Source organism: Mesoflavibacter sp. CH_XMU1404-2 (assembly GCF_037029465.1).
Lineage (GTDB): Bacteria > Bacteroidota > Bacteroidia > Flavobacteriales > Flavobacteriaceae > Mesoflavibacter.
Genome location: NZ_JAYMEM010000009.1, coordinates 94,064 through 109,567, shown reverse-complemented (window position 1 = coordinate 109,567; position 15,504 = coordinate 94,064). Strand labels below are relative to the sequence as shown.

The 15,504-nt window shown below is 31.7% G+C and carries 15 protein-coding genes; 6 read left to right on the top strand and 9 right to left on the bottom strand.

All coding sequences use genetic code 11. From position 1 onward, the window contains the following. Positions 1-116: 116 nt before the first annotated feature. From WA327_RS06485 to WA327_RS06470, 4 genes are read left to right on the top strand one after another with little or no spacing between them, the layout of a single operon-like run. Entirely contained in the window at positions 117-536 is a 420-nt protein-coding gene (locus WA327_RS06485; RefSeq protein WP_336067808.1) for a RimK/LysX family protein, read from the top strand. Beyond that, a complete protein-coding gene (gene rimK, locus WA327_RS06480; protein ID WP_336067805.1) occupies positions 533-1,411 on the top strand; it encodes a 30S ribosomal protein S6--L-glutamate ligase in 879 nt (292 codons plus the stop codon). The genes WA327_RS06485 and rimK overlap by 4 nt, the downstream gene beginning before the upstream one ends. Continuing rightward, positions 1,411-2,382, top strand: coding sequence for a succinylglutamate desuccinylase/aspartoacylase family protein (locus WA327_RS06475; RefSeq protein ID WP_336067802.1), 972 nt, complete (start codon positions 1,411-1,413; stop codon positions 2,380-2,382). Before rimK ends, WA327_RS06475 begins: the two co-directional genes overlap by 1 nt. A 5-nt stretch (positions 2,383-2,387) precedes the next feature. Then, positions 2,388-2,951, top strand: a complete 564-nt coding sequence (locus WA327_RS06470) for a 5-formyltetrahydrofolate cyclo-ligase (RefSeq protein WP_336067798.1) — start codon at positions 2,388-2,390, stop codon at positions 2,949-2,951. Here the strand turns inward: WA327_RS06470 and WA327_RS06465 are convergent. The 9 genes from WA327_RS06465 to panC form a co-directional block, all read right to left on the bottom strand. After that, positions 2,948-3,574, bottom strand: a complete 627-nt coding sequence (locus WA327_RS06465) for a lipoprotein signal peptidase (RefSeq protein ID WP_336067797.1) — start codon at positions 3,572-3,574, stop codon at positions 2,948-2,950. The genes WA327_RS06470 and WA327_RS06465 overlap by 4 nt on opposite strands. 45 nt (positions 3,575-3,619) lie before the next feature. After that, complete coding sequence (locus WA327_RS06460; protein ID WP_336067795.1) at positions 3,620-4,237, bottom strand: hypothetical protein; 618 nt, start codon at positions 4,235-4,237, stop codon at positions 3,620-3,622. A 75-nt stretch (positions 4,238-4,312) separates the two neighbouring features. Continuing rightward, a complete protein-coding gene (locus tag WA327_RS06455; RefSeq protein WP_336067792.1) occupies positions 4,313-4,696 on the bottom strand; it encodes a TraR/DksA C4-type zinc finger protein in 384 nt (127 codons plus the stop codon). Between the two features lie 5 nt (positions 4,697-4,701). Next, positions 4,702-8,106, bottom strand: a complete 3,405-nt coding sequence (ileS, locus tag WA327_RS06450) for an isoleucine--tRNA ligase (protein WP_336067790.1) — start codon at positions 8,104-8,106, stop codon at positions 4,702-4,704. A 113-nt stretch (positions 8,107-8,219) separates the two neighbouring features. Next, positions 8,220-9,581 carry a DNA repair protein RadA gene (gene radA / locus WA327_RS06445; protein ID WP_336067787.1) on the bottom strand — a complete coding sequence of 454 codons (1,362 nt, stop codon included), beginning with the start codon at positions 9,579-9,581 and terminating at the stop codon, positions 8,220-8,222. Further along, positions 9,581-10,726, bottom strand: coding sequence for an alpha/beta hydrolase-fold protein (locus WA327_RS06440; RefSeq protein WP_336067785.1), 1,146 nt, complete (start codon positions 10,724-10,726; stop codon positions 9,581-9,583). The genes radA and WA327_RS06440 overlap by 1 nt, the downstream gene beginning before the upstream one ends. A gap of 35 nt (positions 10,727-10,761) precedes the next feature. After that, positions 10,762-11,718 (bottom strand): lysylphosphatidylglycerol synthase transmembrane domain-containing protein, encoded by a 957-nt coding sequence (locus tag WA327_RS06435; protein ID WP_336067784.1) that lies wholly within the window; start codon positions 11,716-11,718, stop codon positions 10,762-10,764. Beyond that, positions 11,719-12,069 carry an aspartate 1-decarboxylase gene (gene panD / locus WA327_RS06430; protein ID WP_027879612.1) on the bottom strand — a complete coding sequence of 117 codons (351 nt, stop codon included), beginning with the start codon at positions 12,067-12,069 and terminating at the stop codon, positions 11,719-11,721. Between the two features lie 13 nt (positions 12,070-12,082). Next, on the bottom strand, positions 12,083-12,931 hold the full coding sequence (gene panC, locus WA327_RS06425) for a pantoate--beta-alanine ligase (RefSeq protein ID WP_336067778.1): 849 nt from the start codon (positions 12,929-12,931) through the stop codon (positions 12,083-12,085). A gap of 109 nt (positions 12,932-13,040) precedes the next feature. On the opposite strand from panC, the gene WA327_RS06420 reads away from it, so the two are divergent. After that, positions 13,041-13,850 carry a glycogen/starch synthase gene (locus tag WA327_RS06420; protein ID WP_336067777.1) on the top strand — a complete coding sequence of 270 codons (810 nt, stop codon included), beginning with the start codon at positions 13,041-13,043 and terminating at the stop codon, positions 13,848-13,850. A 20-nt stretch (positions 13,851-13,870) separates the two neighbouring features. Next, positions 13,871-15,499 (top strand): DUF4270 domain-containing protein, encoded by a 1,629-nt coding sequence (locus WA327_RS06415; protein ID WP_336067774.1) that lies wholly within the window; start codon positions 13,871-13,873, stop codon positions 15,497-15,499. Positions 15,500-15,504: the final 5 nt, after the last annotated feature.

The following is a 15,504-nucleotide window of genomic DNA, read 5'->3' as shown; positions in this document are numbered from 1 at the left end:
AAAATCTAGCGGTATTCAAAGGTAATTATTTAATAGTTTTTAATTAAAACTTTAACCAAAATTAAATTTTAAGCACTATTATATTTACTACATTGCGCGACTTTTAAACAAAGAAAATGACTAAGAAAATTATAGGAAGAACAGATTGTATTGACTTCCCAAAATTAAATTTACTAAACATTAATTGTAAAATAGACACAGGTGCTTACACATCAAGTATTCACTGCTCTAACATTACACTTACAGAAGAAGGTTTGCTTTGTTTTTTTGATGAAAACGATACACAAAAATCAGAACCTGTTTTATTTAAAGAATACAGTTTAACAGATGTTAAAAGTAGTAATGGTTACGTAGAAAACCGTTATAAAATAAAAACAGACGTTGTTTTTTTTGGTAAAACCTATAAGATTAACTTAACTTTAAGCACAAGAAGCGACATGAGATTTCCTGTTTTAATAGGAAGACAATTTTTAAAACGAAAGTTTTTAGTTGATGTCGATTTACAAAATCAATCCTTTAAGAAAAAATCAGAATGAATATAGTTATTCTATCGCGCAATGCAGGTTTATATTCAACAGACAGATTAGTTGAAGAAGCAGAAAACAGAGGTCATAAAGTAGAAGTTATAGACCCATTAAAATGCGATATTATTATTGAAAAAGAAAAGCCAACAATTTATTATAAAGACCGTTACTTAGATTATGTAGACGCCGTAATACCGCGTATTGGCGCTTCGGTTACTTTTTATGGTTGTGCAGTGGTAAGACAATTTGAAATGATGGGTGTTTTTACTACAGTAACTTCAGATTCTATCTTACGTTCAAGAGACAAATTAAAAAGTTTACAACGTCTAAGTAAAAGAGGAATTGGCATGCCAAAAACCGTATTTACTAATTATTCTAGAGATGTAGAAGAAGTTATAGAACACGTTGGCGGACCGCCAGTTATTATAAAACTTTTAGAAGGCACACAAGGACTTGGCGTTGTTTTAGCAGAAACTAAAAACGCTGCCGAATCTGTTTTAGAAGCCTTTAATGGTTTACAAGCCAGAGTAATTGTACAAGAGTTTATTAAAGAAGCAAAAGGTGCAGATTTACGTGCTTTAATAGTGGATGGTCAAGTGGTTGGCGCAATGAAACGTCAAGGTAAAGAAGGTGAGTTTAGATCTAATTTACATCGTGGCGGAAGCGCTCAAATTATAAAACTTTCTGAAGCCGAATTACGCTTGGCAATGAATGCTTCTAGAGCATTAAAACTTCCTGTTTGTGGTGTAGACATGTTACAATCTTCTAGAGGACCATTGTTATTAGAAATTAACTCGACACCAGGTTTAGAAGGGATTGAAAAAGCTACAGGAAAAAATATTGCAAAAAGCATCATTACTTATTTAGAACGAAATAGTAAAGCTTAATGATTTACCAACAAAAGGATTTACATATTTTAGATGAAATTATCAAACCTGGTAAAAGTGCCGAACTTAGTTTTAACGTCGCACATTTACACACGCGTACGCCTGTAGATGTTCCTGTAATTATAGAGCGTTCTAAAAAACCAGGACCAACCGTTTTATTTACTGCTGGTATACATGGTGACGAAGTAAATGGTATTGAAATTGTACGTCAATTAATTTCAAAAGGAATAAATAAACCTAAAGTTGGTACTACAATCTGTATTCCTGTTTTAAATATTTTTGGTTTTATAAACATGGAACGCGAATTTCCTGACGGAAGAGATCTTAACCGTGTATTTCCTGGTATAAAAAAAGGCTCTTTAGCTAGTCGTGTTGCTTATACTTTAGTAAACGAAATCATTCCAGAAGTAGACTTTGTGGTCGATTTTCATACTGGTGGCGCTTTTAGGTTTAATGCACCTCAAATACGTATTGCTCCTGGTAATGAAGATGATGATGTTATGGCTGAAATATTTGGAGCGCCATTTATTTTATACTCTAAAAACCTCAACAAATCATTTAGAAAAACGTGTAACGAGCTTGGCAAACCTATCCTTCTTTTTGAAGGCGGAAAATCATTTCATATAGATAAAAACATTACAAATACTGGTGTTAATGGCGCCAAACGTATCTTAAATCACTTTGGCATGCTAAGAAGAAAATACAACGTTTCTGAGCCTAAAAAAGCATGCATAAAAATATTAGATAGTAAATGGCAACGTGCTAGTTTTTCGGGCATGTTTAAAGCTAATGTCGATTTAGGACAGTTTATAAAAGAAGGCGACACTATTGGAAATATTACAGATCCTTACGGAAAATTTAATCATTTTGTAAAAGCTAAACACGATGGTTATGTTTTCAATATAAATGAATCTCCAATAGTTTATCAAGGTGATGCTTTATTTCATATTTCAACAGAAATAGTTAAATAATTAAAATGAATAAAGCCCAATTACGCCTAAAATATAAATCCTTAAGACAGCAATTTACCGAGGAACAAATAGATCAATTTAGTATTGATATTGCTAACCAATTACTAAAACTATCTATTTGGGATTACAATGTGTACCACTTATTTTTAACTATTGAATCACAGAAAGAAATTCAAACCGAATTTATTTTAAATATCTTATCCGGAAAAGACAAAAACATAGCTATTTCTAAAAGTAATTTTGAAACCAATACATTAACAAACTATCTATTATCTGATAATACTACCTTAAAACTAAATCAATATAACATACCAGAACCTGTAAACGGAATTGAAGTACCAAACCACATGATAGATGTAGTTTTTATCCCGCTTTTAGCTTTTGATATAAAAGGAAACCGCGTAGGCTATGGTAAAGGGTTTTATGATAATTTTTTAGCAACGTGCAGACCTAACACTGTAAAAATAGGCTTATCCTTTTTTGAAGCTGAAGCTAAAATCAATGGTGTTTTTGAAGGTGATATTGCTTTAGATTATTGTGTAACGCCAGATAAGGTTTATGAATTTTAAACCTCTTCCTTTTTAGGAAACGCCTTTTTATTAAAGAAAATTAATATCCCAAAACCAATACTAATTGCTACGTCTGCAACATTAAAAACAGGCTCAAAAAAAGTAAAGTATTTACCGCCAACACTTGGTATCCATTCTGGTAAATAACCTTGCCAAATCGGGAAGTATAACATATCTACTACCTTACCGTGCAACATACTATCATAACCTTGTTCTGGCATAAATGTAGCTACTTGACCAACGCTATCATCAAATAAAACACCATAAAACACAGAATCTAATATATTACCCAAAGCACCAGCAAACACAAAGATAAGTGCAACATTAAGCATTTTAGATTGTTGCTTTTTAATACTATTAAATAACCAATATCCAATACCTATAATTGCAAAAATCCTAAAAACAGTAAGACTAACTTTTGCAGTACGGTCACTAATAAAAGGTAAAAGATCACTTAGTTTTGTGCCCCAAGCCATGCCGCTATTTTCTATAAAATAGATTTTAAACCAATCAAAAACAGCAACATCTTCGCCTAACACAAAATGAGTTTTTACATATATTTTACTTACCTGATCAATAAGTAAAATTAAAATGATAAAAATGGTTGCTTTTTTTAAAGACATAGTTAGGATTAAGGCTTATCTGCAAAACAAAAATAGACTTATTTTTTAAATTTTAGAGACGTTTATATTTCCGTTAACAGTTTGCAGATTTAATTGATATAATGCTAGTTTAAATTGCTTAACATCAACTATTCCTGTTTTACTTTTTGCAATGGTTTTTGCGTTATTTGTTTTTATATTAATATTTCCGCTTATGGTATTTATTGTTGCATTACCAAAAAAAGGATCTAACGTACAATTACCTGTTTTTAATTCTATAAACACATTTGGAAATTGACCTTCTATTTTAGTTTGCGCAATATCACTTTTAATATTTAAATCAATATGTTTTGGAATACTTAATTGCAACTCTACAGACAATACTTTGTGTGCACTTAACTTATCATTATCTGCTTTAAATAAAGGCTGAAAGCCTGTAGATAATTTTAAAACACCTTGATTAATACTATCGATTATCACTAGATTTTCAGAATGTTCTCCTTCAAATTTAACCACCAAATCAATAGTATTTGATTCACTATTTTTAATGTAAATTTTAAAAATTCCTTCGCCATTAATATCAACTTTTTCAATTTGTTGTGCATTCCATTGCTTTTCAGTTTGCTTTTGAGCAACAGAAAAATGGATAACTAAAAGAAAAAATATAACAAGTTTGAATTTCAAAATATATAGAAATAAAAAACGCTTCAAAAAAGTATTGAAGCGTTAAATTATGTGATTTATGTGTTTAGCAATAGATTACTTTTGCATGTTTTTTGCCTCAATACTTAATGTGGCATGCGGCACTAATTCTAAACGTTTTTTGTTTATTAATTTACCTGTAACACGACAAATACCGTAAGTTTTATTTTCTATTCGGATTAATGCGTTTTTTAAATCGCGAATAAATTTTTCTTGTCTAATTGCTAATTGCGAGTTAGATTCTTTACTCATTACTTCACTTCCTTCGTCAAAAGCTTTAAAGGTAGGTGACGTATCGTCTGTACCATTATTATGATCGTTCATATAAGCACTTTTTATTAACTCTAAATCGTGCTGTGCTTTTTCAATTTTTTCTTGAATTAAAGCCTTGAACTCTGCTAAGTCTTTATCAGAGTATCTTACGTTTGTATCTGTTGCCATAATTTTTAATTTTTTTGAATAGACAATTTGGTATTTACGTCATCAAAAGCAATTTCTATACCATTGTCTATTTGGTTAATAATTTCAAGATTATCAGTTAAGGTTTCGGTCTTAATATAATCTAGATTGTTGTTAATAGCCTGCTCGATATTTTGGTCGTTTTGGATTTGTACAGTAATTCTATCTGTGACTTCAAATCCTGAGTCTTTACGTAGGTTTTGAATTCGGTTTACTAATTCTCTTGCAATACCTTCTTCACGTAATGGCTCTGTAATAGTTACATCTAAAGCTACTGTTATTTTACCTTCGTTAGCAACTAACCAACCTTCAATATCTTGCGATGTTATTTCAACATCTTCACGTTGTAATGTAATAATTTTTCCATTACAATCGATGTCTAAAGTGTTATTTTGTTCAATATTTTTAATATCGTCTGCGCCAAGTTTTTGTATTTCGCTAGCAATCAACTTCATATCTTTACCAAAACGTGGTCCAAGCACTTTAAAATTAGGTTTTATTTGCTTAACTAAGATATCTGAAGCGTCTTCTAAAAGCTCGATTTCTTTAATATTAACCTCGTGTTTTATTAAGTTTTCTACCGCTTTAATTTCTTCTCTTTGCTGTGCAGAATCTACAGGAATCATGATTTTCTGTAGTGGCTGACGTACTTTAATTTTCTCTTTAGCTCTTAACGATAAAACTAATGAAGAAATTGTTTGCGCATTCTCCATTTTTCGCTCTAAAGATTTATCTACAAAACTAGCATCATATTTAGGGAAGTCTGAAAGGTGAACACTTTCAAACGTCTCTTTTTTAGTTACGCTATTTAAATCTAAATACAGCTTATCCATAAAGAATGGTGCAATTGGCGCACCTAGCTTTGCAATGGTTACCATACACGTATACAGCGTTTGGTAAGCCGAAATTTTATCGGTTTGGTAATCGCCTTTCCAGAAACGTCTTCTACTTAAACGCACATACCAGTTACTTAAGTAATCTTGTGTAAAATCTGAAATTGCACGTGCTGCTTTTGTAGGCTCATATTCGGCATAATATTCATCTACTTTTTGAATTAAGGTGTGTAATTCTGAAAGAATCCAACGGTCTAATTCTGGTCGTTCAGCTAAAGGAATTTCTGCTTCAGCATAACTAAATTTATCTAAATTGGTATATAAGCTGAAGAACGAATAAGTATTATACAACGTACCAAAAAACTTTCGTTTTACTTCTTCTACACCTTCAATATCAAATTTTAAGTTGTCCCATGGATTGGCATTACCAATCATGTACCAACGTGTGGCATCTGCGCCGTAATTATCTAAGGTTTCAAAAGGATCTACCGCGTTACCTAAACGCTTAGACATTTTTTGTCCGTTTTTATCTAAAACTAATCCGTTTGATACTACATTTTTATACGCCACAGAATCGAAAACCATTGTTCCAATTGCATGAAGCGTATAAAACCAACCACGTGTTTGATCTACACCTTCAGCAATAAAATCGGCAGGATAGGCTTCGTTATTGTCAATTAAGTTTTTGTTTTCAAATGGGTAATGCCACTGTGCGTAAGGCATTGATCCAGAATCAAACCAAACGTCTATTAAGTCGCTTTCGCGCTTCATTGGTTGACCTGAAGGCGACACTAACGTAATTTGATCTACAATATTTTTGTGTAAATCTATTTTATCGTAGTTGTCTTCAGACATGTTACCAACTTCAAAATTTTCAAAAATATCTTTTTGAAGTACGCCTGCTGAAACAGCTTTAGTCATTTCGGCTTTTAATTCTTCAACAGAACCGATACAGATTTCTTCTTTACCATCTTCTGTACGCCAGATTGGTAACGGAATTCCCCAATAACGTGATCGCGATAAATTCCAATCGTTTGCATTGGCTAACCAGTTACCAAAACGTCCTTCTCCTGTAGATTTTGGTTTCCAGTTAATGGTTGTATTTAACTCATGCATTCTATCTTTTACGTCGGTTACTTTGATAAACCATGAATCTAACGGATAGTATAAAATTGGTTTATCTGTACGCCAACAGTTTGGGTAGCTGTGCTTGTATTTTTCTACCTTAAAGGCTTTGTTTTCTATTTTAAGTTTGATGGCAATTTCTACATCAACCGACTTTTCTGGTGCTTCACCTTCTGCGTAATATTCGTTTTTCACATATTTACCAGCAAACTCAGTTACTTCTGGCCTAAATTTACCTTGTAAATCAACTAGTGGCACCAAGTTATCATTCTCGTCTTTTACCAACATTGGCGGTATTTCTGGTGTGGCTTGTTTTGCCACTAAAGCATCATCTGCTCCAAAAGTTGGCGCTGTGTGTACGATACCTGTACCATCTTCAGTCGTTACAAAATCTCCAGAAATTACTCTAAATGCATTTTCAGGATTATCATTTGGTAATACGTAATTTAACAATTGTTCATACTTGATACCAACTAAATCTTTTCCTTTAAATTCTTTTACGATATAGAAAGGAATTTTCTTGTCACCTTCTTTATATTCGATTAATTCTGGCTTTGTTTCAACTTGCTTATACTTACCGTCAAATTGCTTATTAACAAGATTTTTAGCCAATATCACATTCATAGGTTTGAAGGTATATTGGTTATAAGTTTCAACTAAAACATAATCTATTTTTGGACCAACGGTTAATGCTGTGTTACTTGGTAAAGTCCAAGGTGTTGTAGTCCAAGCTAGGAAGTAAATATCGCCTTCATTTTGAAGAAAATCTGGCAATGTATTTTCTATTGCTTTAAACTGGGCAACTATTGTTGTGTCGGTTATATCTTGGTATGTTCCTGGTTGATTAAGCTCGTGAGAACTTAATCCTGTTCCTGCTTTTGGAGAATATGGCTGAATGGTATAGCCTTTATACAGCAATTCTTTATTGTAGATTTGCTTTAACAACCACCAAACACTTTCCATATATTTTGGTTTATAGGTAATGTATGGATCGTCCATATCTACCCAATATCCCATTTGTTGGGTTAGGTTATTCCAGATGTCTGTGTAACGCATAACGGCTTTACGACATGCTGCGTTATACTCTTCTACAGTAATTTTTTTACCAATATCTTCTTTGGTAATTCCTAATTCTTTTTCTACACCTAATTCTACTGGTAAACCATGTGTATCCCAACCAGCTTTACGCTTTACTTGGTAACCTTTCATGGTTTTATACCTTGGAAAAATATCTTTTATTGCACGTGCTAATACGTGGTGTACACCAGGTAAACCGTTTGCAGATGGTGGACCTTCAAAAAACACAAAAGGTTCTGCGTTTTCGCGAGAGGTTACACTTTTTTCGAAGATATTATTGTCTTCCCAATAGTTAAGAATTTCTTCTGCTACTTTTGGTAAGTTAAGTCCTTTATATTCAGGAAATCCAGTATTCATGTTTTCGTTTTTCTTATAAGAGTCGCGAAATTAATGAATTCTGTTTAAAAGTCTGATTTTTGAGCATAAAAAAAGCTTCAAATTGAAGCTCTTAAAGATCTATTTTTATAATTCTAGCTTAAAAAATCTACAATATCTTCAATTTTTGAAACCAATTGAACTTTTATTCCTTTAGGTTTAATCGTAATCTTATTGTATTTAGACACAAAAATAGTTGAAAAACCTAGCTTTTCAGCTTCTTGAATACGTTGCTCTACGCGTTGTACTGGTCTAATTTCTCCAGATAGGCCAACTTCGGCAGCAAAACAAAAATCGGTTTGAAGTGGCTCGTCTTCATTTGAAGATAAAATAGCAGCTACTACTGCTAAATCTATTGCTGGATCGTCTACATTAATACCACCAGTTATATTTAAAAACACATCTTTAGCGCCTAATCTAAATCCTGCACGTTTTTCTAAAACTGCCAATAACATATTTAAACGTTTGGCATTAAAACCTGTAGCACTTCGTTGTGGCGTACCATACACAGCTGTACTTACCAGCGCTTGTACTTCTATCATTAAAGGACGCATACCTTCTAAAGTTGCAGCAACTGCATTACCTGATAAAGCTTCGTCTTTTTGAGAAATTAAAATTTCGCTTGGGTTAGAGACTTCTCTTAAACCAGATCCTTGCATTTCATAAATACCTAGCTCGTTTGTTGATCCAAATCTATTTTTGTTAGCACGTAAAATCCTGAATACATGGTTACGATCGCCTTCAAACTGAAGTACAGTATCTACCATGTGCTCTAAGATTTTAGGTCCTGCAATGTGACCATCTTTTGTAATATGTCCAATGAGGATGACTGGCGTATTGGTTTCTTTAGCAAACTTGATTAGCTCTGTAGTACATTCTTTAATTTGCGAAATGCTTCCGCTTGAACTTTCAATATAATCACTATGCAGTGTTTGAATGGAATCTACAATAACTATATCGGGCTCAATTGCTTCAATTTGCTTAAAGATATTTTGAGTTTTGGTTTCGGTTAAAATGTAGCAGGTCTCATTATTAGGGTTAATACGTTCTGCTCTCATTTTTATTTGTTTCTGGCTTTCTTCACCTGAAATATACAACGTTTTGTAAGGTAATTTTAAGGACACTTGAAGCAGCAATGTACTCTTACCTATACCAGGTTCTCCTCCTAAAAGTGTTAAAGATCCTGGTACAATACCACCACCTAAAACACGGTTAAATTCAGCATCTTTCGTATCAAGTCTTACATCTTGAGACGAATCAATTTCTTTTAGCTTTAATGGCTTTGAAACTCTTTTTGAAGTGTTAGAAGTTGATGTTTTCCAATCATTTTTTTCAGGCTTTTGCACCACTTCTTCTACAATGGTATTCCACTCTTTACAAGATGTACATTGACCTTGCCATTTAGAAAATTGTGTGCCACAATTTTGACAAAAAAACGTTGTTTTTACTTTTGCCATTAATACCCAAAATCTGCTTTAATTTGTTCTGCTAATTCTAAAACTAAATCTTTTGTAATACCTCCTATTTCTTGTAAAACATATGCAGATTGATATGTTTTCATTGCTTTTTTAGACTTACCCGTTTCTTCGTAAAAACGACCAAGATAATAATGTCCAAGTAAGGTATCTGGGTATTCTTTACGAGCTAAATTACCTAAATCTTCAAAGTATTCGTACTTTTCTTTTTTCTTAATCGCAGCTTCGATTGCTTTAAAATCGTTAATTAAAATTGGTTTTTTTATACCGAAAAGCGTTTCTATAGTTTCATATTTTTCTTTTAAATAATCAACCGGATTTCCTTCAAGATTTAGAACAGTTTCTTTGTATTCTTTTAAACTTATTGGTTGAAATACTAAGAATATTTTTTGTAAAGCTTTTGGGATAGCCTGCGCAGGTAAAGAATAATGTGTCGCGTCTGTAAAAACTTCAGAATGATCTAAAAGATTATCATTTTCTATTGAAGAAATACTTTTTGCTAACGCTTCTGTTTCTTCTTTAATGTTACCCTTATCATTGTTTGCTGCTGCTAAATAATAGAATATTTTTTGTTCTAATTTTGGCATTTTCTCTGTTAGATATGTTTTCATATCTGGTGCCAAACTTGGACTTAAACTAATATAGGCTTGAAATAAAGGAACTCCTTTTAATAAATAGTAATTAATATAGTTTGCTGTTTGCCCATGTCCAACTGCAACTTTAAAATTTTCTGTACGGAAATTTTTATCTATAAACGGAATAAGCTCCATACTTACAAACTCAAAAAAAGCAGCACCAGTCTCTATTGGTAAAGAGTTTTGCTCACTGTAAAAACAATCTGATTCACGTTTTTGATATTGATTTATTCCTACTACGATTGCTTCTGGCATATCTTCCCAATAGGCTGCATAATCTACGTTTCCTGCTACGATTTCAAATAAATAATCTCCGTCAAAAACAACAACTACAGGATATTTTTTATCTGAAGTATCGTAGTTACGTGGTACTTGAATTTTTAGTTGACGAGATTCGCCTAACTTTTCAGAGTTGATTTCTTTATAAATGGTTTGGGATGTTAGTGTATTGCTTAAAACTAACGTTATTAGCAGTAATAAAAAACGTTTCATAAGGTTAATAGATTAAGTTTAGTGCAATGTACAAATTATTTGTTTCGGTTAAAAAAAGGAAGATACAATAAAGATAGTCCTCCTAAAACAAATATTAATAGGGTTTGGGATGTCCACATAATCCATCCAAATGCACGACTTGGATCTTCAGGTAAACCAAATAATGTAAAAGCTATTACAATTGCTTCTGGGTATGATCCAATACCACCGTTTGTTGCTGCTATACTAAAAGTAGCTAAAATAAACCCTATTAAAACAGCTCCAATAGACACATTACCTAGATCCTTTATAGCAAATGTGGTTATGTAAAACATTGAAATATACATTGCCCAAATAAAGAATGTATGGAAGATAAAAGCCCATTTCTTTTTCATTTTAAAGACACTTAACGCACCTTCTATTAAACCTTGAACAAAGGTTTTTATTTTTAAAGCTATTTTTGAGCTGCTTTTTTTGATATAAAGAATAAAAAGAAACGCTAAAATTATTAATCCTGAAAAAGCAATTATAAGCTTGGTTGGATTGAATTTTTCTGTAAAAAAATTAAAGATGAATTCAAATTGAAGTACTAGCGTAACTCCTATTATTAATAGCATGACTATAAAGTCTGCAACACGCTCTGCGACAATAGTCCCAAAACCTTTTTGAAAAGGTACACCTTCGTAATTTGTTAAAACGGTTGCTCTTGCAACTTCACCTGCTCGCGGTATAGTGTAATTGATTAAATACGCAGCAAAAACTGCCATTATACTATTACCCATTTTTACTTTATAACCCATTGGCTCTAACATAAACAACCAACGATACGCTCTTGACAGGTGACTTAGTAGACCAAATACAACACCTAAAAAGATGTATAAATAATTGGCATTTTTAAAATACTCTAGTAATCCAGAGATAGATATTTTAGACAAAGAATACCATATTAAAAAAACTCCCAATAAAATTGGGAGTGCTATTTTTAATATTTGTATTACAGGTCTTTTAGACATCTATTTTAATAAGTTTGTTGCTTCATCTGGAAACACCAATGATGGCTTAAATACCTTAGCTTCTTCTATATCCATAAAAGCATAAGTTATTAAAATTAACACATCACCAGGTGATACTAATCGTGCTGCTGCACCGTTAAGTGTTATTTCACCAGAGTTACGTGGACCAGGTATAGCATAAGTCTCTAAACGCGCACCATTATTATTATTTACAATTTGTACTTTTTCGCCTTGAATAATATTGGCTGCATCCATTAAGTCTTCATCAATAGTGATACTTCCTATATAATTTAGGTCTGCACCAGTAACTTTTACACGATGAATTTTTGATTTTACTACTTGAATTTGCATGGGACAAAGATAATTAATTTAAAGCTATATTGTCAATTAGTCGTATTTCTCCTGCATACACTGCAACAAAAGCTCTATATTTTTTGTTTTTAGATTTGCGTTTTACTGTTTTTAAGGTTGCTTCGTCTGCAATTGTAAAGTATTCTAATTCTAATAAATTATGTTTTGCAAACTGATTTTCAACCCATTCTGTAACTTTATTAGCACTTTTTGTGCCAAACTTAGTTTTGGCAGTTTTTAAAGTTTTATAGATAAAAGGAGCTGCTTCTTTATAGTCTGAGGTTAATCTTGTATTACGAGAACTTAATGCCAATCCATTAGCTTCTCTATAAATTTTACATCCTACAATGTTTACAGGCATTTTGTTTTTAGAAACCATTTTTTTTATAATGGCTAGTTGCTGAAAATCTTTCTCTCCAAAATAGGCATTATTAGGAGTTACAATTTCAAACAAACGCTTTACTATAGTACCTACACCATCAAAATGACCATCTCTAAATTTTCCTTCCATTTGGTGTTCTAAACCGTCAAAATCAAATTTTTGAGATTTTGTTTGTTCTTCGTAAATATCTTCTACCGTTGGCGCGTAAACAATAATATTTTCTGATAACGATTTTAATAATTCAACATCTTTATCCAAAGTTCTTGGATATTTTTTTAAATCTTCAGGATTATCAAACTGAGTTGGGTTAACAAAAATACTAACGATAGCTTGATTATTATTAGCCAAAGCTTCATTTACTAAAGCTAAATGACCTTTATGCAATGCGCCCATTGTTGGGACAAAACCAATGGTCATGTTTTTCTCTTTAAAAGAAGAAATTTTAGCTTTTAATTCGCTTTTTTTTGTAAAAACAATCATTATTTATTATTTAATTAACGCATGCAAACTTAATCTTTTAGTGGCAATCTGCATAAAATTTTGTACTTTTGCGTGTTTTTTATTTTTAATTCGGAAAAGCTAATAATTTATGAAAGATAAGAGGATATTATATGTATCATCTGAAGTGGTGCCTTATTTACCAGAAACTGAAATTTCTTCAATGTCGTTTGAAGCACCAAGAATGGTGAATCAACAAGGTGGACAAATAAGAATTTTTATGCCAAGATATGGCAATATAAACGAAAGAAGACACCAATTACATGAAGTAATACGCTTATCAGGAATTAATCTTGTTATTAACGATTTAGACATGCCTTTAATTATTAAGGTGGCTTCAATCCCAAAGGAAAGAATTCAGGTTTACTTTATCGATAATGACGAGTATTTTAAAAGAAAAGCAACTTTTACTGATGAAAACGGAAATCTTTTTGAAGACAATGACGAACGCGCCATCTTCTTTGCAAAAGGCGTAATTGAAACAGTTAAAAAATTAAATTGGTCACCAGACATTATCCATGTACATGGTTGGTTAGCATCTTTACTGCCTTTATATTTGAAGCAATTTTATAGCGATGAACCGTTATTTAACCAAAGTAAAATTGTAACCTCTGTTTATAGTCAAAGTTTTGAAGAAACCTTAAATAAAGACCTAATAAACAAAATAAAATTTGATGGCATAGAAGAGGATAAAATTAAAGTATTAGAAAACCCAACATATTCAAACTTAATGAAGGTTGCAATAGATCAATCTGATGCATTAATCGTTGGATCTGAAGATATTCCAGAAGATTTAACAAAACATTTAAAAGATTCTAAAAAACCTGTCTTAGATTACCAACCTAAAGATGAATTTAGTGAAGCTTACACTAATTTCTATAACAATGACGTTTTAAGCTAACAAAGAGCAAAAAATTTTTAATGAAAAAGTTTATTACTAAAACCTTTCAACCTTTAGCGTTATTAGGTTTAATCACATTAATTACTGTAGGTTGCGACAGAGATTACTTAAATGTTGATAGCGATATAAGAGGTGTACAAAACTTTGAAACCAATCGTAAAGTTTTCCCTTTTGTTTCTTATACTAAAAAAAGTAATCCAATTCAAACAAACGGGTTACCAAACAATCTTTTAGGTGTATATCATGACGATATGCAACCTTACGGAGCTACAGAAGCAAGTATTATAACTCAAGTTTTACCAACAAACTTATCCCCAGATTTTGGTGTAAACCCAACACTTCAATCTGTAAAACTTTACATACCATATTATTCTGAAATAGAAAGTACAGATGATGATGGAGTTTCTACATACACATTAGATTCTGTTTTTGGTAATCAATCTGCAACATTTAAACTTTCTATTTATAGAAGCAATTACCTGTTAAGAGACTTAGATCCTGCTTCAGATTTTGAAGACCAACAGCTTTATTACTCAAACATATTTGAAACTATAGATGTAAATTCACAAACACTAGAGTTACTTTATGAAAACAACGATTTTTCAATTAGTAATTCTACTCACAGTATTACTAACGAAGATGATGAAACAGAGGTTTTAGCTCCTGGAATTTATGTAGATCTTTTTAATGATAGCAACGCAAACATCATTAATTTAAGCGATTGGGAAAATTTATTTTTTCCTTATCAAGACAGCGAAGAACTTTCAAACAATAGTAGTTTTTATAATTACTTTAGAGGACTAATTTTTAAAGTAGAAGATAATACTGGAGACGGCAGTATGGCTATGCTTAATTTAAGTGATGCCAATGCTAATATAACTTTAGAATATACCTATTACGATGAAGATGATGTTGACCAAGAAGAATTATTAACAGGCCAATACACTTTAGACTTTACAGGAATTAAAGCTAACAACTTTAATAATTTATATACCACGCCTACAGATGGTGACGCTACTTTAGGTGATGACAATTTGTACTTAAAAGGTATGAATGGAAATTTTTCTGTTATAAAACTATTTGAAGGTACAGTTCAAGATGAATCTGGAAGTGATGTTCCTGCTTTAGAATATTTTAAAGAAAAAAATGAAAAATGGTTAATTAATGAGGCAGACTTAATTTTTTACGTAAATCAAGATCTTGTTAATAACCAAAGTAGTCCTAATGATGTTGAATCAGAAAGAGTAATACTTTACGATTTAAAAAACAATGTACCTATCATAGATTATTATTTTGATGCTTCAAGCAATTTTTTAAACCCAATAAACTCAAAAATTATTTATGCGCCACGTTTAGAAAGAGACGAAGATGAAAACGGTATTAGATACAAATTTAGATTAACAGAGCATGTTAAAAATATTCTTATAAGCGACTCGACAAATTTAGATTTAGGAATATTTGTTTCAACTAACGTAAACAACATATCCACTTCAAGAATAATAAACACAACTGAAGAAGATATGATAAATTTTGTTCCTTCAAGTTCAACTATCTCTCCTAAAGGTACTGTACTTTATGGTAGTAAAGAATCTGTACCTGAAGAAAACAGAGCTACTTTTGAAATTTATTACACAGAACCAGAAAATTAATACAA